The organism is Flavobacterium limnophilum, from assembly GCF_027111315.2.
GTDB lineage: Bacteria > Bacteroidota > Bacteroidia > Flavobacteriales > Flavobacteriaceae > Flavobacterium > Flavobacterium limnophilum.
This window is the reverse complement of record NZ_CP114289.2, coordinates 3,287,446-3,312,000: the sequence shown is the minus strand read 5'-3', so window position 1 is coordinate 3,312,000 and position 24,555 is coordinate 3,287,446. Positions and strand designations below refer to the sequence as shown.

At 37.5% G+C, this 24,555-nt stretch carries 15 protein-coding genes; all 15 read right to left on the bottom strand.

Annotated elements, in window-relative coordinates:
- Nucleotides 1-19: 19 nt before the first annotated feature.
- Nucleotides 20-2,668 carry a glycosyl hydrolase 115 family protein gene (locus OZP13_RS13890; protein ID WP_281297524.1) on the bottom strand — a complete coding sequence of 883 codons (2,649 nt, stop codon included), beginning with the start codon at nucleotides 2,666-2,668 and terminating at the stop codon, nucleotides 20-22.
- Nucleotides 2,669-2,703: 35 nt separating this feature from the next.
- Complete coding sequence (locus OZP13_RS13885) at nucleotides 2,704-4,056, bottom strand: family 43 glycosylhydrolase (RefSeq protein ID WP_281297523.1); 1,353 nt, start codon at nucleotides 4,054-4,056, stop codon at nucleotides 2,704-2,706.
- Between the two features lie 94 nt (nucleotides 4,057-4,150).
- The gene (locus tag OZP13_RS13880) at nucleotides 4,151-5,701 is read right to left on the bottom strand and encodes a carboxylesterase/lipase family protein (protein WP_281297522.1); all 1,551 of its coding nucleotides are present in this window, start codon (nucleotides 5,699-5,701) and stop codon (nucleotides 4,151-4,153) included.
- 6 nt (nucleotides 5,702-5,707) lie between these two features.
- Nucleotides 5,708-7,987 (bottom strand): glycoside hydrolase family 127 protein, encoded by a 2,280-nt coding sequence (locus tag OZP13_RS13875; protein WP_281297521.1) that lies wholly within the window; start codon nucleotides 7,985-7,987, stop codon nucleotides 5,708-5,710.
- Nucleotides 7,988-8,127: 140 nt separating this feature from the next.
- Entirely contained in the window at nucleotides 8,128-9,864 is a 1,737-nt protein-coding gene (locus OZP13_RS13870; protein ID WP_281297520.1) for a glycoside hydrolase family 43 protein, read from the bottom strand.
- A 159-nt stretch (nucleotides 9,865-10,023) separates the two neighbouring features.
- Nucleotides 10,024-11,388 (bottom strand): glycoside hydrolase family 43 protein, encoded by a 1,365-nt coding sequence (locus OZP13_RS13865; protein WP_281297519.1) that lies wholly within the window; start codon nucleotides 11,386-11,388, stop codon nucleotides 10,024-10,026.
- 3 nt (nucleotides 11,389-11,391) lie between these two features.
- On the bottom strand, nucleotides 11,392-13,326 hold the full coding sequence (locus OZP13_RS13860) for a glycoside hydrolase family 97 protein (protein ID WP_269240708.1): 1,935 nt from the start codon (nucleotides 13,324-13,326) through the stop codon (nucleotides 11,392-11,394).
- Nucleotides 13,327-13,340: 14 nt separating this feature from the next.
- Nucleotides 13,341-14,684, bottom strand: coding sequence for a glycoside hydrolase family 43 protein (locus OZP13_RS13855; RefSeq protein WP_281297518.1), 1,344 nt, complete (start codon nucleotides 14,682-14,684; stop codon nucleotides 13,341-13,343).
- A gap of 55 nt (nucleotides 14,685-14,739) precedes the next feature.
- Complete coding sequence (locus OZP13_RS13850) at nucleotides 14,740-15,630, bottom strand: alpha/beta hydrolase (RefSeq protein ID WP_281297517.1); 891 nt, start codon at nucleotides 15,628-15,630, stop codon at nucleotides 14,740-14,742.
- 46 nt (nucleotides 15,631-15,676) lie between these two features.
- Complete coding sequence (locus OZP13_RS13845) at nucleotides 15,677-16,846, bottom strand: alpha/beta hydrolase-fold protein (protein WP_281297516.1); 1,170 nt, start codon at nucleotides 16,844-16,846, stop codon at nucleotides 15,677-15,679.
- A gap of 12 nt (nucleotides 16,847-16,858) precedes the next feature.
- On the bottom strand, nucleotides 16,859-17,971 hold the full coding sequence (locus OZP13_RS13840; RefSeq protein WP_281297515.1) for an alpha/beta hydrolase-fold protein: 1,113 nt from the start codon (nucleotides 17,969-17,971) through the stop codon (nucleotides 16,859-16,861).
- Nucleotides 17,972-17,998: 27 nt separating this feature from the next.
- Complete coding sequence (locus tag OZP13_RS13835; RefSeq protein ID WP_281297514.1) at nucleotides 17,999-19,291, bottom strand: family 8 glycosyl hydrolase; 1,293 nt, start codon at nucleotides 19,289-19,291, stop codon at nucleotides 17,999-18,001.
- 20 nt (nucleotides 19,292-19,311) lie between these two features.
- Nucleotides 19,312-20,235: an alpha/beta hydrolase gene (locus tag OZP13_RS13830; RefSeq protein WP_281297513.1), complete on the bottom strand. Its 924-nt coding sequence runs from the start codon at nucleotides 20,233-20,235 to the stop codon at nucleotides 19,312-19,314.
- A 74-nt stretch (nucleotides 20,236-20,309) separates the two neighbouring features.
- Nucleotides 20,310-22,904 carry a xylan 1,4-beta-xylosidase gene (xyl3A, locus tag OZP13_RS13825; protein WP_281297512.1) on the bottom strand — a complete coding sequence of 865 codons (2,595 nt, stop codon included), beginning with the start codon at nucleotides 22,902-22,904 and terminating at the stop codon, nucleotides 20,310-20,312.
- Between the two features lie 71 nt (nucleotides 22,905-22,975).
- On the bottom strand, nucleotides 22,976-24,535 hold the full coding sequence (locus tag OZP13_RS13820) for a glycoside hydrolase family 43 protein (protein ID WP_281297511.1): 1,560 nt from the start codon (nucleotides 24,533-24,535) through the stop codon (nucleotides 22,976-22,978).
- Nucleotides 24,536-24,555 lie beyond the last annotated feature (20 nt).

Sequence of the window (24,555 nt, the reverse complement as noted above, 5' to 3'; positions counted from 1 at the left end):
TTTTGTCTTAATAGCTTTGTTATCTTTTATACGGACTTTCATCCATTTTTAAGTGTGTCTGCTCAAAACCACCAAGATCTACAATTACTTTGTAAATGACTATTCCCGGGTCTAATAGTTTTAAGGTTAAAGTATAGAATTCATCAGAAGTTTTTGGCAATGCCAAGGTTACTGTAGTTTCTATCATTCGAGCTGCTCCCGCTGGATACATTTTAGAATAATTATTTGCCCAAGTTAAATCTTTATTGATGTTCAGGATTCTTTCTGTTTTATCTTGAAAAGAAACAGCAACTTTGTGACCTTCAGGGATGAAAGGCATGGTGCTGTCAAAGAAAATCCTAACATTTACGCTATCTTTTACAGTATTCAATTTCATTTTATAACGAATATAAGATTCCTCTGTTTTTTCTATATTGGGCATCAAAGTAATACCCGAAAGTGTTCTTCCTAAATTAGGAATAACAGTCCACTTTGTTTTTAAATCAGATTGTGCTTCAAAAAAATGCTCGGCTTCCATAGAGACCACTCCATTTTTTTCTTCAAACACATATCCTCCTGTTTTTCTCTTTTCATTGGCAATGCGAATGAGTTTTGGCATTAGGTTATATTGGGGGCCATGCCAAGTTGTATATCCAATATGAACTTGGTCTATGATATGATTCCATTTGCCATGGGCGACATTAAGGTTGAAATCTTTGGTAAGCTCTGAATCTCTTTGAAAACAATGTTCTACGTGATCTGCCCATATATTTGCCTTCACATCATTTTCTGCGGCGAATTTTTTGTTTATGGCAACACCATAATACATGTCATATAAGTTTGCCAAGGCCTGTACTGGATAAAGGATTAATTCCTTATAAGTATCTCTATAATTTTCGGGTATCATAATAAATTGTCTCAGTGCCCTAGCTTCAAGCGCCAAAAACTCTTCCCGAACCATTTTAAATTCTCCATTTTCAAGGTTAAATGTTTTATCATCCAACATTTCTGGAGTAATCCGAGAGGCATATTTACAATAAGTACTCAAAATATTTGATGCCTCAAGCGCTATGGATTTTCCAAATTGTTGTTCGCAAAACGATTGGGAGTATTGACTAATATTTTCAGAGTTAAATCTATCTGGATTCCAAGCCATTTGAAAAAAGAAATCCATTGGGTATTCGAGTGGTTTTATATCGCCAACATTCACTATCCAAATTTTATCCACTCCATGGTCATAAGTTAACTTTAGCTGTTGCCACATCTTTTCAATTTGGGTTACATTGAGCCATTTGCTGGCACGTGGTCCGCCATAATATCCCGCATGATAATACATGCCATATCCACCAGGATGACGCTTCGCTTTTAAGTCGGGAAGTCTACGTACATCTCCCCAATTGTTGTCGCATAATACAATCATCATGTCATCGGGTACTTTCATGCCTTTATCAAAATAATCTAAAACTTCACTATACAGTGTCCAAACCTGTGGTGTTTTGGCTGCCGGCTTTCCTGTTTCTTTTTCAATAATTTCACGCTGATCTTTCATTATATTTTCCATAGTCCTGAAATTTGCTTCAGCACTTCCTGCATCAACCATGGGTTTATCGTCATCGCCACGCATTCCCATTGTAATTATACTTTCATAATTTTTGGTATGCTCAATTCCTTCCCTGAAAAATTTTTGAATGCCTTCTTTGTTTGTATTGTAATTCCATTCTCCATTTCCATAATTGGCCTTATTCCGAATCCATTCCTGTTGAGAACGTTGCATAGGTTCGTGATGCGATGTTCCCATTACAATTCCAAATTCATCAGCTAATTTTGGATTTTCAGGATCATCTTCATTGAATGAATTTCCTTCGTAAAAGCCGTTTTCGTCCTTCAAAATAGGTTTGCTGGGCTCGTATTCTGTAAAGGAACCCCACATTCCTGGCCAAAGATAATTGGCACGCAAGCGCAACAATAATTCAAATACGTGACTGTACATTTTACTGTTCATTCCGCCAAATTTTTCTCTGGCCCAAAGTTTCATGCAAGGATTTTCATCATTGATAAAGATACCCCTATATTTTACTTTAGGTTCACCCGAAGCATAAGCTCCCGGCAACACATAGGCAGCGGCGCGTTTTTTGACTGGTACGTCAGCCCACCAATACCAAGGCGAAACACCTAATTGTCGGGACAATTCATATATCCCATAAATAGTTCCGCGCTTATCGCTACCGGCTATAACCAATATTTTTTGGCCACTTTTTTTTGGATTGTCAATTGTGGTGATGACAAAACTTTCCCATTTTCCTTTTAGGTCTTTGGTGTTGAGTCTGCCTGATGACGCTAAATTATCGATTTGTTTGTTTTTGCCCAATGTGCCTATCACGATTTCATATCCTTCTGCAGGATTAGAAGTAAGCAACTCTGGTTTTATGCCCGTAACACTATTGATGTCATTTTGTAGATCTCCAATTGCTCGAATCACACCTTTAAAATCGGCAACGTCATATCGAATGGATGCAGCAAGTTTGTCTTTACTTACTATTGGAAAAGCCGCATTTGTTCCTTCACTTTTTTCAGTAATAATATTTGCCATCAAACCAGAAGTTTGTTGGGAATACACAACATTAAAAAACAGGCTTTCCAATAAAAGAACAAATAGTAAACTTAAAGAAACCTTCAATCTTTTTTTCATATCGAACAGAGCTAATAATTAAAAAACATATAACTTTATTTAAAACTTATCCAGTCAACCTCTACTTGTTTATTGTTTTCTTTCAATAGTACATACAAGTTCTGAATGCCTTCTTTAAACATTATAACTGGAACTTTTATATCCTGCCAGCTAGTGCTTACAGGAATTTTGACTTCGGCAATTAGATTGCCATTTATGCCTTTAGTGCGTATTTCCAATGTGCCTCCCGAAGTAGACAAAGCTTTTACAACAACTGTTTTTAATGGTTTTTCCCCAAAATCAACCGTGTTGTATTGTACCCAAGCTCCTGATTTGCTGAATACTGTTTTCCAGCCTTTGAAATTGTCAAGTGCATCAACAAAAGCGATTGTCGTGCCTTTTTCGCTAATCTTGCTGTATCTGTCAATCTGGATTTCTTTTGCAGCACTGCTAACACCGATGCCTCTTAAAGTTGGAATCACCTTTGTGATTGTACCGTCAGGATTGAAAGATAAACTATCGGCTCTTACCGATCTAGCTTTGTCAAATGTAGGAGAGTAATCATTGTGATGGTAGAACAAATACCATTGATTTTTGAATTCTATGATGGAATGGTGGTTTGTCCAGCAACCCGTGGGTGATTTATCCATAATTGTGCCCATAACTTTAAATGGTCCTAATGGATTGTCGCTCATTGCATATTCTAGGCGCTCAATTTTGTTTTCGACGTGCGGGTAAGTCATATAATAAATTCCGTTTCTTTCGAATACATAAGGTCCTTCTTTCAACCCTTTTGTTGGTAAATTTCCTAATGTCTTAACTTCGGAATCCAGTTCGAGCATGTTCTTTTTCAGCTTTGCGCCAAAAATATCCCGAGAAGACCAATACAAATAGGCTTGTCCATCTTTGTCGATAAAAACATTGGGGTCAATGCCTTTCACGCCTTTTATGGGATTAGATTCAGGGATAAATGGCCCAGATGGTTTGTCGGAAACTGCCACGCCAATGGTAAATCCTTTGCCATAGGCAATGGTGTCTTTTGGGATGGATGGAAAATAAAAATAATATTTCCCATTTCGTTCGATACAGTCAGGAGCCCACATACTATAGCTATCTGTTTTGACCCATGGCACTTTGTTTTGTTGAACTATTATACCGTGATCTGTCCAGTCAATAAGGTTGTCCGACGAGAAAACATGATAATCTTCCATGCAAAACCAATCCTTGCGGCCTTTGCCTTCTGTCGCCAATATGTCATGCGAGGGATAAACATAAACCCGATCACCAAACACTCTTGCCGATGGGTCGGCAGAATATTGATTCCTTATTATTGGATTTTGGGCAATTCCTAAAAAAGTGAAAAAAATAAATACAAGTTGCAAGAGCCAATGTGTTTTTTGTTTTTTCATTAGTTTTAAAATTATTTAATTTCTAATTATTACCTTATTTGACACACTCTAAATTAATATTCAAATTCAAAAAAAAGTAGGATTTGTGTTTAATTTAATTAGCCCAAGCTTCTCCTTCGGGAGTTCTTCTCCATTTAAAATACTGATCTAAAACTTTCAAGGATTCCAAACTTGGTACGGTATCCACATAAGGTTTTTGCGAGAAATACATCACTTTGCCCGTTTCATCATTAAAGGCTGGCCATTTAGGCATTCCACTACCGTTCGGGTCACCATATTTGGCAAAATTTGTCCAATAAGTACCCATTGTATCAGAGATAACTAAATCTGATTGTGAAGTTTGTGGGTTTTTAGAGTCCAATTGTTCAAATACATAAGCCACTTCTTGACCATGATGTGATCCATGTCCTGCATTTGGTGAACCAACAGGATTTTCGGGATGCTGGTCAAAATAATAATAGAAAACTTTGGATTTTCCAGATGTGGCCTGAAGCCTTGCCCAACTCCAAGTTTGCCATCCAAATGCTGCATCACGCGCTAAATCTCTAGCGGTTTTGGGAACTGAGTTTTCACCAACAGGATAAGCTGCCATAAGAGCCTTTGAAAATTTTCCGTATCGGGTTTCTACTCCTTTTATATAATCTTCCGGTGTTTTAGGCGGAGAAAAACTGGCTCCTTCGTCAGAATTATAACCGACTAAAATGGGCGTGTCGTTGAATTTTCCTGCTTCATAGAGTTTGTATTGGTCATCTGGAATTACAATCCCGTCAACAATTGGCCAAGCCAGTCCGCGTATGGCAGGCAATTTATCGGCAGGCAATTTTCTCATTTCTGCAATAGAGGAAAACCCGGAATTTTTCAAATAGTCTTCTCCTGCTTTTTCGGCATCTGCAAGACGTTTCATGTTTTCGCCAGGATAAGTAGTGTTGCGAGAAGGTCCAAAAGAACCGCCACTTTGAGAAATGGCACCATGAAATAATCCTTTTGCTTCTGGGGAGGCGCACAACATACTTACAGCGATACCGCCAGCAGATTCGCCAAAAATAGTTACTTTATTAGGGTCGCCTCCAAAAGCTTCTATATTTTCTTTAACCCATTTTAGTCCCGCAATCATATCCATTATACCATAGTTTCCTGAAACGTGGTTGGGATTTTCAGCACTCAATTCAGGATGAGCCATAAACCCCAATTGGCCTACTCGATAGGCTATGCTTACTAAAATAACGCCTTTTTTTGCCAATTTTTCTCCGTTATAAGTAGCTTCAGAAGTGGCGCCAAAATTGAATGCACCTCCATAAATCCAAACTAAAACAGGCACTTTTTCTTTCGCTGATTTAGCTGGCGACCAGATGTTCAAATACAAGCAATCTTCACTTTTGCCGGAAGGTGGATTGCCTCCTTGAAAAGGCGCTGGAGCAAATGTAGTAGCTTGACGAATACCTTGCCATTGGGCCGCTGGCATTGGCGAATGCCAACGTAAATCTCCCACAGGTGGAGCCGCAAAAGGAATTCCCTTGAATACGGTCAAGCCTTTTTCGACTACGCCTTGTAATTGTCCTTCATTCACTTTTATGGTGGTGGATAACTGCGCATAGTTCATTCCGAAACTTAGGAAAGCGGCGACAAATAAGATTGACTTTTTCATTTTTTATTATTTTAAAATTCTAATTTGATAAAATCGAGGAGTGGCTATTTTGTTTTTAGCAGTAATTTTCAGTTGAAAAATCTCTTCTTCCGGTATTTGAATTTTGATTGTCTTGTTTTCTATGGAGGTTGTTTTAGCTACATTACCATTTATAGAAATCTCGAAATTTTCGGGATTTATATCGTTCAAGGTGCTGATTTCTATGTATTTTCCGGATTTGTTTTTGTTTTGCAACTGATAGGAAACATAAGAACGCGTGCTTCGCCAAAATTTCTCGTCATCATAGCCCGAATTGCTCTGCTCTCCTTTGTATTGATGATCCACTTCGGGTTGTTGTTCGCCACAGTTGATTTTATCGACAGTTTTGGCTTCCAGTGCTAAAAGTGCTATTTCTTGTTGTTTTTGAATTTCTTTTTGGTTTTCGTATTCCTTTTGTGTGAAAGTCTGAAAATACATTTGATAACGTGCATCGTGAATCTGATAGAACGGTTGAAGCGTCAATGAATCGATCTTGAAATTCATATTATCAATAGGTTGCAACTTTGACATATAATTTTTTGAATCATCTACCAAAGCATAGGCTTCGTTAATCGGATACAATTTCCCTCTTGTTTCATGTCCCATTCTACTGTCATCAGCAAAAAGACCTGTTAAATCAGTTGTGGAAGTTTTGGCGGCCAATACGATAGGGCCTCGAACAAAAGCAGCCCAATTAGAACCATCAGGAAGATATTCTAATTTTGTTTTCATTGTAAATTGGACAACAATTTTATCTCCATTTTTCCAATTTCTGTTCAGATTAATATACTGCGAAGGATTGGCCGTGAATTGTTGTGGTTTTCCATTGACCAAAACTTTGATGTTTTCAGCCCATTTTGGATAGCGAATATTTAGAGAAAAAGTCTGGCTTTTGGTCAGTTTCAATGTCAGTTCTGTGGCATTTTCGTTAGGAAAATTATTTTTCTGTATCAATTGCAATCCTTTTTCTTTCCAATTGAGTTCAGAAGGGATAAAAAGATTAACAAAAACATCATTTTCAGAATGGCTATAAACCAATTCTCCGTATTTAGCATGATTTTCTAAACCCGAACCCACGCAACACCACATACTTGTTTGGGGTTGCGAATACACCCTGTAATGATTTGGGCGAATAGGCGTAAAATACACAAAACCTCCTTTTTCCGGATGTTGACTCGATAAGATATGGTTGTAAAGTGTGCGCTCATAATAGTCTAGATAACTCACATCATTGTTATTCAAAAACAAAGCCATAGTCAAACGAAGCATGTTATAGCTATTGCAAGTTTCCGGACCTTGATTCGATTCCAGCATTTTTTTGAAGTCGTCAGTAGGATTAAAATGTTCCCGGTAGCTATTTCCTCCAAAAGCAACACTACGCTTTTCGGTTACGTTGTGCCAAAAATAGTCTGCTGCGTGTTCCCAGTCTTCATTGTGTGTTAATTTGGCAATTTTTTCAAAACCAATCACTTTTGGAATTTGCGTATTGGCGTGAAGCCCCGTTAATTTATCTTGTTTTTCCAATAAAGGATTCAAAATCTTTAGGTGCGAAAGTTTTTGGGCAGCATCTAGATATTTCTTGTCTTTTGTAATGATGTATAAATCGGCAAAAGTTTCGTTGATTCCCCCGTGTTCCGTATTTAATACTTGCTGAATTTGTTCCGTGGAAAGTGGTTTTATGAGTTCAATAAACCAATCGCCTAAACCTGTCAAAACTTGTTTGGCTTGTTGATTATCCGTGATTTCATAAGCATCTCGCAAGCCGGCAAAAAGTTTATGGATATTGTAAATGGGCACCCAAGTGTTATTCAATCCAAAATTGCTTCCATCAATATCTCCTTTGTGGATACGCTCCCAAAATATTTTGCCATCAGGAATGCCGCCAACATAGCCATTGCCGTTTTTTGCTTGGCAAAGCGCCAGTTCATTGACCATATAATCAAGACGTGTTTTTAGTTCAGCATCTCCAGTACTGGCATACAACATAGCTAAAGCAGACAAATAATGTCCTGCAATATGTCCGTCTAATCCGGAACTTTCCCAGTTGCCATATCGTGTGGCTTTTAATTGTAAGCCTGCATCAATCAAATAAGGGGCAAGTAATTTATCTGGATTGAGTTCCAAAATGTATTTTAAGTCAACATCTTGGGCTTTTTTGAAAATCCCATCGGTAAGCTTTACTTCTTGTAATTGAAAGGGTTGCATTTGAGCAAAAGAAGATTGCAAACAAATAAGAATCAAGACGTATTTTAAATTTTTAAATTTCATAAATTTTAGTTTCTATTTATAGTCTTCTTTAAATTAGTCAATCTCTTATTTTTTTAGATTTATGGCACTTTGCCATTTATTTAATGCCAAAGAATTAGTCTCTGGCATTAAACGTATAGCTGTTATTATTGAAAAATTAATTATTCAGGTTTAGCATCATTTGCTGAAGTCGCATACAAGCCCAACAAACAACCTGTAAATCCGCCGGCAACATCAGTTGATAAAATATCGCCAGAAACTGGACCACCTACAGGAACAAAATCAGTTCCGTTAGTGGAATAGCTAAACACATATTCATCCCCGTTGGCTTTCATTTGTAATTGCACAGGTTTTTTAAGATCTATTTTTGCACTTGCAACAACTGTAGAGTTTATTGCTGTATCTCTTCTTGTTTTTTGATTCTTTTGCAGCACTACATAATAGTCTTTGTCTTTCATTGTAATTCCAAAAACATAATTGGAACCTTCGTTTTGCAAGGCTACAACACCAGCCAAATCTTTTTCTGATTTTGGTTTGTATTCAATCGTGGTAGTCAATGAAAAATTATTGTGTTGCTGACGATAAAACAATGTTGATGTAGGTTTCATCTCTTTTATGTTGGTGTCAAAAGGATTTATTTGTAACCCTTTCTTTGATGTCGAAATAAATTTTTCACGAGGCCCTCTTAAACCTATCCAACGGTAATCGAGTTTTTCTGAAGTAAAATTATCGTTGAAAGTAAAATTACCATTTGGGAAGAATCCTTCTTTACCTGTTTTATTTTCTGTAGCACCTTGTGGCATTTTCAATTTTGGCTCCAATGGAATCAATCCATTTTCGAAAACTGGAAACTCACCAGACCAATCCACAGGCAAGATAAAAGTTTCACGACCTGTATTTACCCTGTTTTTTTCGTTTGGTCTAACTGCCAAGAAAACACCGTAGTATTTGTCTCCAGGTCCTTTAACCAAATCGGCGTGACCAGCCCAATCTACTTTGTTTTTTCTGTCTCTTCCAAAATATTTTTGTGTTAAAATTGGATTGTTTGGTGCAGGAATAAATGGTCCTTTTGGATTGTCGCTTTTAAAGATAACTTCAGTATGATTACCTCCTGTTCCGCCTTCGGCGCACATTAAAAAATATTTCCCGTCTTTTTTATACAAATGAGGTGCTTCAATCCAAATTGGGTTTTGGGCAGGATTAACACCTCCATCAACTATAATTTTATCTGAACCAGCTATTACTTTGTCATTTTCCACATCATATTCCCATATTTTAATAACACGGTGACCGTTATAACGCTCTTTTCCATTATCTGGAGCATCATTGTGAACGATATATCCTTTGCCGTTGTCATCAAAGAAAATAGCAGGATCTATTCCGCCAAAACCTAATTTTATTGGATTTCCCCAGCCTTTCATCGGGTCTTTTGATTTTACGATAATATTTCCAAGATTTCCCGAAAATGCCGTTACAATCATATAGAATGTATCATTGTGAGGGTTGTAGGTAATCCCTGGTGCATAAACTCCAGCGCTAATACCCGTGTCGTGAGGATTAAATTGCGTTACATCATTTAGCACACCTCCCAAGTCGGTCCAGTTCACCAAATCTTTGGAGTGAAAAATAGGCACTCCCGGAAACATGGCAAACGAAGAACATACCATGAAATAATCATCTCCTTTGCGGGTAATGGCCGGATCAGGATAACATCCTTGTAGAATAGGAGTGTAAAACTCATCTGATTTTAATGGATTGTCTGTATACACCTTGTCATTCCCTTGATAGTTGAAATTAGAAAATAGGGGAGAATTGTTTTTTGGCTTGCTTTGGCTATTTGCTCCGGTTGTCGAGAACAAAACGATACTTAATAATAATAGTACTTGTGTTTTTTTCATTACATTAAATTTTAATTGTTTGTTTTTTATTGGTTATTTTTTTTTAAATTCTATTTTGATTATTTTTTATGGTCAAGATGCATTGACCTTTGTTATTGTTGAATCTTAAAAATTCTAAATTAAGGTTTTTTAGACAACCGATTGCGTTTTTTGGAAAAATTATTTTGAGAATTTCCAATAATCAAAATAGAGGATGTCGGTCTTGGCTTTTCCTTTAAAAACAAAATAGATATCGTGAATTCCCGAGACTTTTTTAATATCAATTGTTTGTAGCGCCCATCGGTCATTGCCTCCTGTCATTGGTACATTTACGGTTCCCAATAATTCTCCGTCTTTACTGTCCAATCGTATTTCTATAGATATATTCCCGTTGTGAGTGGTGCCGATTCGTGCGGTAAATTTTGAAGCCCCTTCTTTACGGAAATCTACTTCTTTGACTTTGGAGAAAGCATCATTGTATTTTGCCGTGATAAAATTACCAACTACATTGTTTTTCATTGACTTCACGCCTTCGGACCAAGCAATGGTTTCTGCTTCTGTTTTAGCATAAGGGTTTAGCGGACTTAAACTCTGTTTGATACCTTCGGTCATATTCATCGGAACAATAGTGCCATCTTTATTGAATTTAAGTTCTTCTACACATACCGAACGGGTAAAACCAGTTCCTCCAGGCAATGCGGCATTATGATAGAAAAAATAACTTTTTCCCTTAAAATCTATAATCCCGGGATGATTGGTAAAAGACCCACCTTGTGTAGGCATTACAACACCTTGATATTTCCAAGGTCCTTCTATATTTTTACTGGTTGAATAACCAATATGTTCCGAAATTGGTCCTGCCGCAAAAACCAAATAATAAAGATTATTGCGTTTATACATCCACGGCCCTTCTTCGTAAGTCGTTGGTCTTTGTTCATTCACTTTTCCTTCCCGTTTGCCAAATGCTTCTATTGTATTGGGAATTTGTTTGATTTCACCATCATAAGAAATCATGTCTTCATTCAACTTTACATAATAGCATACTGGGTTGCCCCAAAATAGATAGGCCTGGCCATCGTCATCTACAAAAACAGTTGGGTCTATATCGGCATTACTATTAGAAACTAATGGTTTTCCCAGTGGGTCTATAAATGGTCCATAAGGACTGTCGGCAACTGCCACTCCTATAGCTCCTTTTCCTTCTCTGGTTGTGTTGGGAACGTACAAATAAAACTTCCCTTTTCGCTCGATACATTGCGGAGCCCAGGCATTCATTTTTGCCCAGCTAAACTCTTTATAGGACAATGCAGCTCCATGATCGGTCCAATTGACCATATCCTCCGTGGTATATAATCGCCAATCGTTCATGGTAAACCAAGTAGAATCATCTTCGTCATGGCTGGTATAAAGAAACACTTTACCGTTATAAACCATCGGTGCTGGATCAGCCGTATAATTGGTTTGGACGATAGGATTTTGTGCTGTTCCTACTGGATAATTTAGGATAGTAATAAGTATCGCAAGTATTTTATAGCTCTTTTTCATTTTTTAATTAGTTAATACAAACCCTCCATTTGGCTGGATTGTTATTGATAATTCTCCTTTTTTAGAAACTTTCACGCTTTCGGTATAGGTTTCTTTTCCGGCTTTGTCATTATACATTGTGATGGTTTTACCTGCAAGCATCGGCAATTTAAGTTTTAACTCTTTGGCCGTTTTTTCTGCATTTATTCCCGCAACATACCATTTTTGATCGTGTCTGCGGGCAATTACACTGTATTTTCCTGGGTAGCCGTCAATAAAAATGGTCTCGTCCCATGTTGTTGGAATGTTTTTCAAAAAATCCAATTCAAAGGCTGGAACATCTGCCAGATTATTTGGGGTTAGACCGAACATTTGGACAGGATTTTGGAAAAGTACAGCCGTTGCCAATTGAAAAGCATCGGTGGTCAATCTAAGTTGTCCTTTCACGTTTCCTTTGTTTAGATATTTATTCAACAATACTCCACCGAATTCCATACTGCCCACGGCATTTCGGATAAAAGGATGCAATGAGGCAAAATAGGCTTCTTTTTCACGAACATCCTGCGAAAAAATAAGCATTTCGGAAGCCAGTACAGCTTCGCTTCCCACAAAATTTGGATACATTTTTTCCCAACCACGAGGAAGGGTAGCACCATGGAAAATAATCATCAAACCATAATCATTGGCATCTGAAAGGATGTCTTCATACAATTTCATGGTTTCTTGTTTGTCTCCTCCAAAGAAATCCACTTTTAGTCCTTTGACACCCGCTTCTTTCAGCCATTTCATTTCGTTTTTTCGGGCTATGGAAGTGTTCATTTTGTTGAGAGGTGTCATAAAAGCATCATTGGCAGAACCATTGGAATTGTACCACAAGAACACCTCGACGTTCTTGGATTTGGCATACTTGATCAATTCTTTCATTTTCTCGTAGCCAATTCTATCGTCCCACCATGCATCAATTAATATGTATTCAAATTGCATGGCAGCGGCCAAATCGATATATTTTACTTGATCTTCATAATTCATGCTATTGTCTTGCCAAACAATCCAGCTCCAAGAACCGCGTCCCATTTTATACTCTTGAGAAGGTTTGTAAAGTGGCTTCACAACATCAAAAGGAATCGTTGTTTCAACAATTGGTTTGAGTGTTTCGCCTACGGTAATGGTTCTCCAAGGCGTTACACCCGGGAGGCTTATTTGTGCTCCTGAACTTCCAAAACCGTTATTTTGTTTAGGATTTGGATATTCCACAGTATAAATACCGTCTTTATAAGCACTTAAATGCGAGGCTGTATATAAACTACTCACGCCAGTTTCTGAAAGCAAAACCCAGGCTTTGTCGCCCAAATGAAAAAGTCCCGGAAAGACATAACCATCAGAAGCTGAGTTTTTATCCAATGCTGCATCGGCTTCGTAACCGCTTTCATAACTAGGAGCGGTACGGGCAAATCCAGTCATTGACCCCATCATTGGAGAAAGAAATGTGGTCGTGGATGACGGAAATTTATAACCCGTTGTTTCTTCCGTTACTACGCAAACTTTAGTGTCTCCCCAAGAAGGCAACTCATAACGGAACGCAATATTATTGTTGCTCACTTGAAACAAAATAGTAATTTTTTGCTTTTTGGCATTGGTGAATGAACAGTTTAAAGTGTTTGCATTATAGCTGACCTTAGATTGTTTGATTTTGGTTTGGGTATAATCTTCTTGAACTTTGGCGGTAGAAGAATTTTCAAAAATCAAGTTGGCACTAAAATCCCCTGCATTGGTAATTAATCCCAACGGGGAATCTTCTAATACAATCCCTCCTTTGTAATTAATGGAATAAACAGGTTTGCCACTTTTGACCAATACATTCAATGTAAGTTCTCCATCAGGACTGGAAACCGACATTGTATTTTGCGAATAAACTGCCGAAGAAAGTATAAAGCAGCATAAAATAATTAATTTTTTCATTGTTATTTTTAAATTTATTTACTGAATTCCCAGGCGTCAAAATGGAATAATTCCCCTTGTTCTCCTTTGAAAACAAAGAACAAATCATGCACACCATTTGCTTTTTTTAGTTTGGTTTTAAATGTTTTCCAGTTTTGCAAACCGCCGGTATTTTCTATTTTGCAAATACCTATAAGTTCTCCGTCAACGTTGTCTATGCGTATCTCAACTGTTCCAGCATTTAAAGATGCTGCAATAATATCAATTTTTTTTGCCCCTTTTACAAAATCTACTCCTCGTACTTGAATATAATCACCATTGTGGATTTGGGTTAGATATACTCCAGCTTCTTTGCTTTTGTCTGATTTAACGCCTTTACTCCAAGCCATGGTTTCTGCTTCAATACGTCTAAAAGGATTTACTGTTTCTATTTGTTCCGGTCCCTCTTTGGTAAAATAAGAATGATTTTGAATGGTTCCATCCTCGTTATAAATAATTCTGTCTGCATCTACGGAACGTCTTTCATAAAATGTGGAAGTCTCACTTTTAATCAAGTCATAACTATGTCCAAAGACATAAGATTTTCCTTTGTAATCTATTATCCCCGGATGATTTCCTCTGGTTTTTTCGCTTGCATCTACGATCATTCCTTTGTATTCCCACGGTCCTAAAGGAGAATTGCTCATAGAATAACCAATACCTTCCGGACAACAGGTAGAGGCATAAGACAAATAATAATGGTTGTTTCTTTTCCAAACCCAAGGGCCTTCCTGATAATTTTTGGGTTTAGTAGGTTCTTTTACAATTTCACCTGAAACTGAAATCATGTCCTCATTAAGTTTCACGTAATACAAATCTGGATTTCCCCAATACAAATACGCCTGGCCATCGTCATCAATAAATGGAGTAGGGTCTATATCGTTCCATACATGATCTGAATTGATTAGTTTCTTGCCAATTGGGTCTTTGAACGGACCATAAGGACTGTCTGAAACCAAAACTCCAATTCCTCCACCGTGCATTGGGCAATATAAATAAAATTTGCCATTTCGTTCAATACACTGTACCGCCCATGCTCCGTTGTCTTGCCTTGCCCAACTGAAATCTTTTAGAGAAGCCACTATTCCATGTTCCGTCCAATTGACCATGTCCGTTGAGGTATAAAGCAACCAATCGAGCATTTTAAAACCCTTGGCATCATCTTCATCATGTGACGTATAAAGAAATATGGTATCGTTGTGAACCATTGGCGCAGGATCTGCCGTGTATTTTGTTTGAATTATTGGTTTTTGGGCTTTTACAGCTGGAAGATTCAAAAAGAATAACACTCCCAAAACCAGCCATATTTTGGTGTCACGCAATTCTAAAAATTTAATCATAATTGATTTTTAAATATTAAATAATCCGTTTTTAGGTCATTGCCTAATTCGTGTTTTACTTTTCAACAGCAGCAGTGTCCAGAATAGTATATTTGCTCAATGACGAAACATCGACAGGCTTAAACAAAAACTGTGACATCATGTACAAACCATTTTTCCAAACTTTGAAATCATGTCCGCCCGGTTCTAGATAATATACGTGTGGAACCTTTTTTTCCAATAAATAATCGTGTAAACGCTTACCGTAAGTGATTAAACCATCTTTGTCACCACAGGAAATCCAAAGCAATTTTAATTGTTTTTTTGCTTCCTCAGGATTTGGCACCAATACTTCAGGTAGTTTGGTATTGGGTGCAGAAGAGAAACCTCCCACCCAGGCAAATTTGTCCAAATTGCCCAAACCAAAATTGAGGGATTGTCCACCTCCCATGGAAAGTCCTGCAATGGCGCGGTTTTCCCTATCGGTCAAAGTGGGATATGTTTTTTCGATAAAGGGAATTAAATCATCCAAAAGATCTCTTTCGAAATTGGCAAAACCTTGAACCTTTTCTGGAGCCATGATGTTGCCGGTAGCTCGGTCATCTTTTATGGCACGGCCGTTGGGCATTACTACAATCATTGGCTTAACTTTACCTTCTGCAAATAAATTGTCCAATATTATTTGTGGAGAACCTCCTTTTAACCATTCTTTTTCATCTCCGCCAATCCCGTGCAAAAGATAGAGAACAGGATATTTCTTGTCTTTGGAAAAACCGGGTGTTGTGTAAACCAACGCTTTTCTGGTTGTTCCCACCGTTTTTGAAACATAGGAAACAGTGTCTATTTTGCCATGGGCAATTGCTGGTTTTAGTTGGTCAAATCCTTTTGGTCCTTCTTTTTCGATTTGTTGTGCAGCAATAAGATTGCACATAAAAAGGAGTACAGCTGTTGTAATAATTTTTTTCATTTTTTCGTTTTTTTCGTTTTATTTATTTTGGTTTCGTTAAAGTTTTTTATTTGAATAAATGGGACACAAATTGGTTTAAACATCTTCGCCAGGTAAGCCATTCGTGGGCGGTTCCAGGAGATTCGTAATACTTGTATTTAATTTTTTGTTGTTCCAACATCGTTCGGAATGCCCCTACAGATCCTGGAAACGGACTAGGCTCTTTAGTTCCCAATCCCAACCAAAAAAGCGTGATTTTTTTATTGAGGGCTTCACCATTTTTAAATTTTCCATCTAAAAAAGTGTTCACGTCAATGGCATCGGTACTTGGATAATTAGATGTTCCGCTAAATCCTCCATAATGGGAAAAAGTCTCCAGATGATTCATCATAATCCGCATCGTTTGATTGGCTCCCATCGAAAGTCCGGCGATTGCTCTATTCTCGCGATTGGCGATGGTGCGAAACTTGGTATCAATCATTGGAATTATTTCATTGATTACAACCTCCTCAAAGACTGATTCTGGACGGACCTTTTTATCTAAATCGGCATTGTTTTGAGGTTTATAGGCATAACCATTATCCATGACAACAATCATGGGAGTTGCTTTTTTTGAAGCTATCAAATTGTCCAGAATTAGGTTTGCTTTTCCTTGAACAGCCCAACCCGTTTCGTCTTCAAAACTTCCGTGTTGCAGATAAAGTACTGGATAGCGAGTTTTTGTGTCTTCGTTATAATTTGCCGGAGTATATACAAAACAGCGTCTAAACGAATTGGTTAATTTTGAGAAATAAATATTTTCGCTCACAAGTCCATGTGGGACATCCTTCATCGCAAAAAAATCTTGATCGGTTGCGGGAATTTCTATTGCGCTTCCCAACCTTCCGGCACCATAAAAATATACTGTTCCCGGATCTGGAACTGACGCCCCATCAATATTCAGTTGGTAATAATGGAATCCTTGGTCTTGAGGAAGCGATTCTCCTGTCCAAACGCCTTTTTCGTCTTTTACCATATCATATTTTACACCGCCTAAATCCAATTGAACTTTATTGGCTTGAGGTGCAGAAATACTGGCACGCACACGCCCTTCGGAATTTACCTGCGGATATAGTTTTCCTTGCTGATTGACAGAGGATGGTTTAAAATCTTCGACAACTTTAATCGGATTTGTTTGTGCAAAGCCTATTGTTGTAGTGAAGGCAATCGCCAAATAAATAATGGATTTGTAATTCATAAAAATCGTTTTTTAATCTTTAAAAAGTAAAGGCGCTAATTCTTTAAAACTACGACGCCAAGTTTGGAATTCGTGTCCTGTACCTTCTGAAACATAAGAAACGGCATTGAATCCTGCTTCTTTGAGACCAGTTACTGCATTTTTTACACCATCAGGACGCTCTTTGCTTCCGCAGCTTAAAAAGACAAGTTTTACTTTTGATTTGTCTTTAATGTCCTCTGGTTTATAAGTTCCACCACTAAGAAGTGCATAATGAGAGAAAACCTCTGGTTTGTTGATTGTTATCGTTTTTGTTTCCATTCCGCCCATTGAAAGACCTGCCATTGCACGGTGTGTCTGTTTGGCATTTGTACGGAAATTGGCATCAACATAAGGAATTAATTCCTCGACAAGAACGGTCTGAAAGGGTTCTATCTTGAAACTGGCCAAACCACCATATTTAATTTCATTCGTCATTCCGTAAGTCATTACCACGATGAATGGTTTTATTTTGCCTTCGGCAATCATATTGTCCATGATTAAGTTTACACGCCCTTGATTGCTCCAAGCCGTTTCATCTTCACCCCAACCGTGTTGCAAATACAAAACGGGATAATTTTTTGATTTATCTTTATGGTAACTTGGTGGAGTATATACATAGGCTCGTCGTGATGTATTGGTGCTTTTTGAAGGGAAAAGAATTTGTTGCACGCTACCGTGAGGAACATCTTTCAATGCGTAAAAATCTTGATCCTGAGCAGGTATTTCGATACCACTTTCCCAACGAGTGGAACCATAAAAGTTCAAGGCACTCGGGTCGTTAAAGACACCTCCATCTATGGTTACATGATAATAATGAAATCCTTCGTCCATAGGGCCGGCAGTTGTTCCCATCCAGAATCCATTTTCTGCTTTAGAAAGTTCAGTTCCTCCTTTTGCTCCACCCAATCCCAGACTCACGACAACAGACTTCGCTTCGGGTGCTTTAATTTGGAATCGGGCATAACCCTGGGAGTTGACTTGTGGATATTCTTGTCCCGGCTGATTAAGACTAGATGGTTTGAAATCTTCTACAACGGTTTGTCCGGAACAAAAATAGCCTGATAATAAAAAGGCCAATAACATAAGATTGAAATGCTGTTTCATAATTTTAATTTTTTTGGGTTTGCTGGTTTAGTTTGGATGTATAATTTGGTAATTTCCACTCAAATGCATTAGGCTAAAAAGATACATTAGGCCATCATAATAGGGGTCAAAATAGCCGTCTTCATAAGGTTCAAGTTTGGCATTCCAAATAGCGTGAACAAAATCCAGACTTGCTTTATCTTTATTCATCAATGAAGCGGTTGCAGCGGTCGATACCAATCCTATTGAATGTCTGAGTTTTTTTACTGGACCTGCCTGAAGAATAAAATCGGGTGTAGAACCATCCAAGTTAAATTGGTCATCATAGGTTTTTAATCCTTTCGATCTAAGGAAATTTTGAAATCTCTTGGCATAATCTTCCTGCCATTCTTTGTCTTTGTCATACCAAGTATAGTCCATGGCAATGTTCATGGGAACTCTCCAAGAATCATAACGGAAAGCAGCCGGCATCCATCGTGTGGAATGTGGCGTCCCGTCAAACTCCGTATAATCGGCGTTGAGTCCTGTTACAGGATGACAGGCTCTATGCAAAAACTCGCGAGAGACATCGGCACATTCTTTATAAAATTGTTCGTGTCCATCTTTGGCATACAATGCCCATATTTCATAAAAAGCCGGAAGGTGATAGGAGGGGTCAGTCCATTGATAACCGCCACCTTCTGGCACAAAGGATATTTGTTTGTGTTCGGTATTGATGAGGTTGTAAATGTTGTTTGTGCCATCTTTTTTCCACATGGCGTCCAATATTCTTCGGGCTTCCTTGTGGTAATTTATGCCTGTATCGTTGCCCCATTTGTTGGAAGCAAAAAGTAAACTGGTGATGTAATATAATTCGCCGTCCGATGCTGAACCTAGTGCGTTTTGCTTTTTAGTTTCGGGATTTACGCTCCACGCAAAGTAGCCTTCTCTAGGGCCAGTTTGGTGTTGCATATATTTTACTGACCATCGCCAAAGACGATCAAAAACTTCTTTTTTATCCAATTGAACCGCTACCATCATCCCATAAGACATTCCTTCGGTACGAGCATCTTTGTTTTTAACATCAGAAACGTAACCTAAAGAATCTCCTTCTTGAAAATAAACCCGATTTGGACCTTCGAAAATATCATAATAGGCTTTCGCCAATTTTTTATCAATATCTACTTGGCTATATCCAGCTTCTTTAAAAAGATTACGGTATTGAGGTTTTTTAAGTTCCGATTTTTCTGTTTTCTTTTTATTTTGACTAATGGCCAAAACGGGAACAGTCAAGACCAAAATCATTACTACAATTCGGATAATCCGAAAATAGTTTCGCTTGTTTATTTTTTTTGTACCCATAGTCTTTTTTTTAATTTAAATTATTTTTTTACTAAAGAATTGATTGCTAACCAATCTAATAATGGATCTATCCAACCAGGAAATCTAAAGATGAAGCCGTGACCTCCTTTTGGGTAAATGTGCATTTCAACTTCTACTTTATTGTGTCGTAGCTTTTCGAAGTATTGAATACTATTGTCCACATCTACAGTGCTATCATCGGCTGTATGGGTTAGATAGGCAATGGGGGTATTTGCTTTTACTTGCATTTCATTAGAAAACAGCACAACTTCATCATTACCAGGATTTTTTCCCAATAAATTTTCTCGAGATCCGCCGTGTGTTAACCCGGCCTCCATACTTATTACAGGATAAACTAAAATCTGAAAATCAGGACGCAAACTGGTGTTTTCTTTATTATCAATATAAGATTTTTCAAAATGAGTTGCTGCTGTAGAAGCCAAATGTCCGCCTGCTGAAAAGCCCATAATCCCAATTTTATTGCTATCTAATCCCCATTTATCAGCATTATCTCTAACTAGTTTAATAGCTTGTTGTGCATCTTGCAAGGGACCTATTTTTTTGTCCACCATTATCGCGTCATTTGGCAATCTATATTTAAGAACAAAGGCTGCAATCCCTTTTTCTGCCAATGCTTTGGCTGTACTAACTCCTTCTCCATTATAAACCACAACTGAATAGCCGCCTCCTGGCACAATAATTACAGCTGCTCCAGTTGCCTTTTCGGTATTGGGTTTAAAATATTCAAGTGTTGGAATGGTTACATCCTTATACATACCAGTTCCCGACTCTTTTAACTCTGTTGGTTTTGAGTTTGGAATTTTAGAAGGATATAAATTGATGATTTCTTGCGCTTGAATTAATACCGAAAAAAACAAAAAATAGCATATTAAGAGCAACCTTGTTTTATTTGTATCACGAAAATATTGATTTGCTTTTTTCATTTAAAAATTCATTAAGTGGATTATCTTATGGCTTTTAAAGCTTACTTTTTTTTACGAAGCTTTTTGTATTATGCTTATTGAATTGTGATTTTTGTCATTTTTAAATCATTGGCATCTGAACTATTGCCATAATAAACTTCATATTCTCCTGGAGTTACATTCATTCCTATAATTTTAGCATCATAAAATTCAAAGGATGAAGCTGGTAAATCGATGGTTACATTTTGTTTTTCTCCCGCTTTTAAATCGATACGTTTAAACGCTTTCAATGTTTTCAAAGGGCCATCAGGATCATTTAATTTTCGAACATAGACCTGAACAATCTCGGTTCCATCACGTTTGCTGCTGTTTTGTATTGGGAAACTTATTTGGGTGTTTTCATTCGATTGTATCGTTGTCTTGTTCAATTTAGCTGAACCAATAGCAAATTTGGAGTAACTTAGACCAAAACCAAAAGGAAACAACACATCTGTTGTGTATCTGTAAGTGCGACCTTTCATCGAATAATCTTCAAAATCACCTAATTTATCTGAGTTTTTATAAAATGAAATAGGTAGTTTTCCGGCAGGATTGTAATCGCCAAAAAGCACATCGGCAACAGCCTGACCTCCAGCTTCTCCTGGATACCAAGCTTGTAAAATCGCATCACAACTTGCTGTCTCAGGTGTTAAAGCAATAGCCGAACCCGAACAGTTTACAAAAATTACTTTTTTACCGGCCGCTTTCAGTGCTTTTAAACACATTCTTTGAACAGCAGGAAGCTCAATATTAGTTCTATCTCCGCCTTTAAAACCAGGATAAGAAACCGGCATCTCTTCACCTTCTAGTAAAGTTGAAAGACCGCCTGCAAAAACTACAGTATCGATTCCTTTTAATTTTTGAATCAAGGCACTGAAATCTATAGCATATTCTTTTCCAAAATCGAATTCAAGATTGGCTTGCCAATTGTTTGATTGGGCAAAAAGAATTTCGATTTTATATTTCTTACCCGCTTCAACTGGAAATGGGATATTTCCCGGAACGGTGCGCCAATTGGTATATTTAGCTGTCGATTTCCCGTTAATTAACAATTCAAAAGCTCCAGTAGCTCCCGTTTTGAAAATAAGAATATCATTGGCTTTAGCTGTAAATTCCGTTTCATATTTTGCTGAAAAACCTTCTAGTTTAACTCCTGAAGCAAACTCATGCTGACCGGCTGTAGTTATTTTTATAGGATTTACGATTTGCTGGGTAATAACACTAGCACCTTCTCTATTAGGATTATTCCAATAAGTGGCTTTCATCCCTTTTTTTCCTTCAAATGAAATTTGGTCAAAATAAGTTTGGGTTACTTTATCCTCAACTAAATCACAGGCTTTATCATAAAAGATATTTTTCGCCTCTATTTTTGATTCTATTCCGTCTTTGATGGTAATCGTTTTGACTGGTGTTCCATTATAATTTCCCCATAACATAGGTTCATTGTCGGCGTTTGGACCTATAATGGCAATTTTTCCAGTTGCTTTATTCAAAGGAAGAACGTTGTTTTTATTTTGTAAAAGCGTCATTGATTTTTTAGCCATTTCAAGTGTTAATTGCTGATGTTTTTTGCTGTTAAGAACTGATGCCGGGATTTTTGTCCAAGGCACAATCGCGTCATCATCAAAATCACCTAAATCGAAACGGCCTATCAAAACGCGAAGCAAACTTTTATCAATGTCGGATTCTTTAATTAAATCTTTTGCAACAGCTGCTGGTAGTTCTTTAAAAGGATATTTCTCCCAAACACATTCTACGTCAGTTCCTGCAAGCACCGCTTTTGAAGCTGCGTGTGTCGCATCTGATGAAACTTTGTGCGTGGTGTAAAAATCGGTAACGGCTCCACAATCTGAAACTACCAGATATTTGTATCCCCATTCATCACGAAGGATTCGTTGCAATAATCGAGTATTGCTGCAACACGGCTCATCGTCAAGACGTTGATAGGCGCACATAACCTGACGAACATCGGCATCTTGTACTAATGCTTTAAATGCTGGCAAGTAGGTTTCGTATAATTCTCTAGGATTTACATTGTTGAGATTTAATTCGTGTCTGCTCCATTCGGGCCCAGAATGAACAGCAAAATGTTTGGCGCAAGCTAAAAGCTTACGGTATTTTGCATCTGCTGGACCTTGCAATCCCTTCACAACAGAAATACCCATTCTAGAAGTAAGATAAGGATCCTCGCCATAGGTTTCTTGTCCACGACCCCAGCGAGGATCTCTAAAAATATTTACGTTTGGAGTCCAAACTGAAAGGCTCAAAAAACGTTTGTTCTCATTTCCGCCTTGAATCCATTGATTGTATTTTGCCCGAGCTTCATCTGATACTGCATCAAAAACACGATACAGTAATTGATCGTCAAATGAGGCTGCCATTCCAATAGGTTCAGGAAAAACAGTAACATTATCATTGTTGGCATAGCCGTGTAAGGCTTCACTCCACCAATTGAATTTTTTAATTCCAAGTCTTGGTATAGCATCACTTTGATCGCACATCAATGCCGCTTTTTCTTCGAGTGTTAATCTTGAAATCAAATCTTTGGCTCGTGCTTCCGAACTAAGAGCAGGATTTTGGTAAGGAAATTGCTGAGCATTTATGCTGAATATTGAAAATAAACTTATGATACACAGGTGGTTAATTTTCATGATTGCTAAAGTTAGAAATAAATTAAAAAATTAAGTTTTTTAAGAGATCGAGCGATGAACTAATTCGTTTTTTAAATTTTATCATCAATATGGAAATAATCAAAATCTGCATAACCACCTACATTTTTTGTGGCATAATTAAACAACCCAAAACGGTAGCCCATAAAATGAGGAATACTATATGGCATATTTATGGCGTTTCCAATACCAATCCAGTTTTTTCCGTCTAAACTGTAATAGAACTTTCCTTTATCTGCTTTGTTTTTAAAATCGCATTCAGCTTTAAAATATACTTTATCTTGATTTAAAGCTACACTTGCAACTTCTTTTGGAATTCCTTTTACAGCATCCATCATTACAATTTTTTTAGCGCCATTTTCAATTTTTACGGCAATCAATCCATATTCCTTTTGTAATAAACAAAGTCCTGCAATGTCTCCTTCTTTCATTTTAGATACTTCAACAAGTGTAGCTGCTGAACTTTCTGGTCCAAAAGTTCTTTGTGTCAAGGTGTTTTTAGCCTGAACAAAACTGCTGTCTATTCTAGCTGTTTTTAATCTTAAATAGCCTTTTCTTTCTCTAACGGACCAAAGAGAATTATTTGGATTATGATTCCATTGCCAAACTAAAGGCAAAGCTGCATCGCTTTTTTTACGTGTAAATTCATCTGAGTTTACAATTCCAGGAATTAATCCTTTGCTTGGAGGTAAATCTAAATATTCAGGAACTTTACCATTTTCACCTAATATTGGCCAACCGTTCTCCCATTTTACCGGAACTAAATAAGGAATACGCCCCACACCACCAGCATCTCTGAATAAATATGAAAACCATCTGCCATCTGGAGTATCGATAAGTCCTCCTTGTGCAACACCTTGATCTTGTAATCCAACTTTTCCTTCCCAAGGGCCATTAATGTTATCGGCACGATGAATAATTACAGTACGCATTCCTCCTCTAGGCCAGTTGATATTAAATAAATAATATTTTCCATTAACTTTAAAAAGTTGAGAACCTTCGGATGACAACATAATATTGTTTCCGGCTGGGGCACTGGCGTTTTCTATCAAAACTCTTTTTGTTTCTTCTTTTACACCCGACAAATCCTTGTTTAGCTCTATTATTTCAAGTTTTCCTGCTCCCCAAACCATATACACTTTGCCATCATCATCAAAAAGAATAGAGTGATCGTGGTAGGAGTGATTTAAAACCACTTTTTTCCAAGGTCCTTTTTCTATATTTTTTGTTGAATAAATGTAGGTTCTACCCGTTGTGCCTGAAAAAGTACTTAGGTAATAAATTCCATTATGGAGACGCAAACAACTGGCCCATGAACCTCTGCCATAATCATTTTTTCCATTATCTAAATTGAGTCTGTCATTGTCATCTTCCAATGTTTCGTAAGCATAATTAACCAATTTCCAGTTTACCAAATCAGTGGATTTCATGATTGGAACACCGGGATTGACGTGCATTGTGGTACTGCTCATATAGTAGGTGTCGTCCACTCTAATTATTGACATATCGGGTACATCTGCATAAATTAATGGGTTTTTTGCTTTGTTGTCTTGGGCAAATACAATCGTTTGCGCAACCAGGATGCAAAAGATGAAAATGATTTTATTTTTCATTGGATAAAAATTTTTAATTG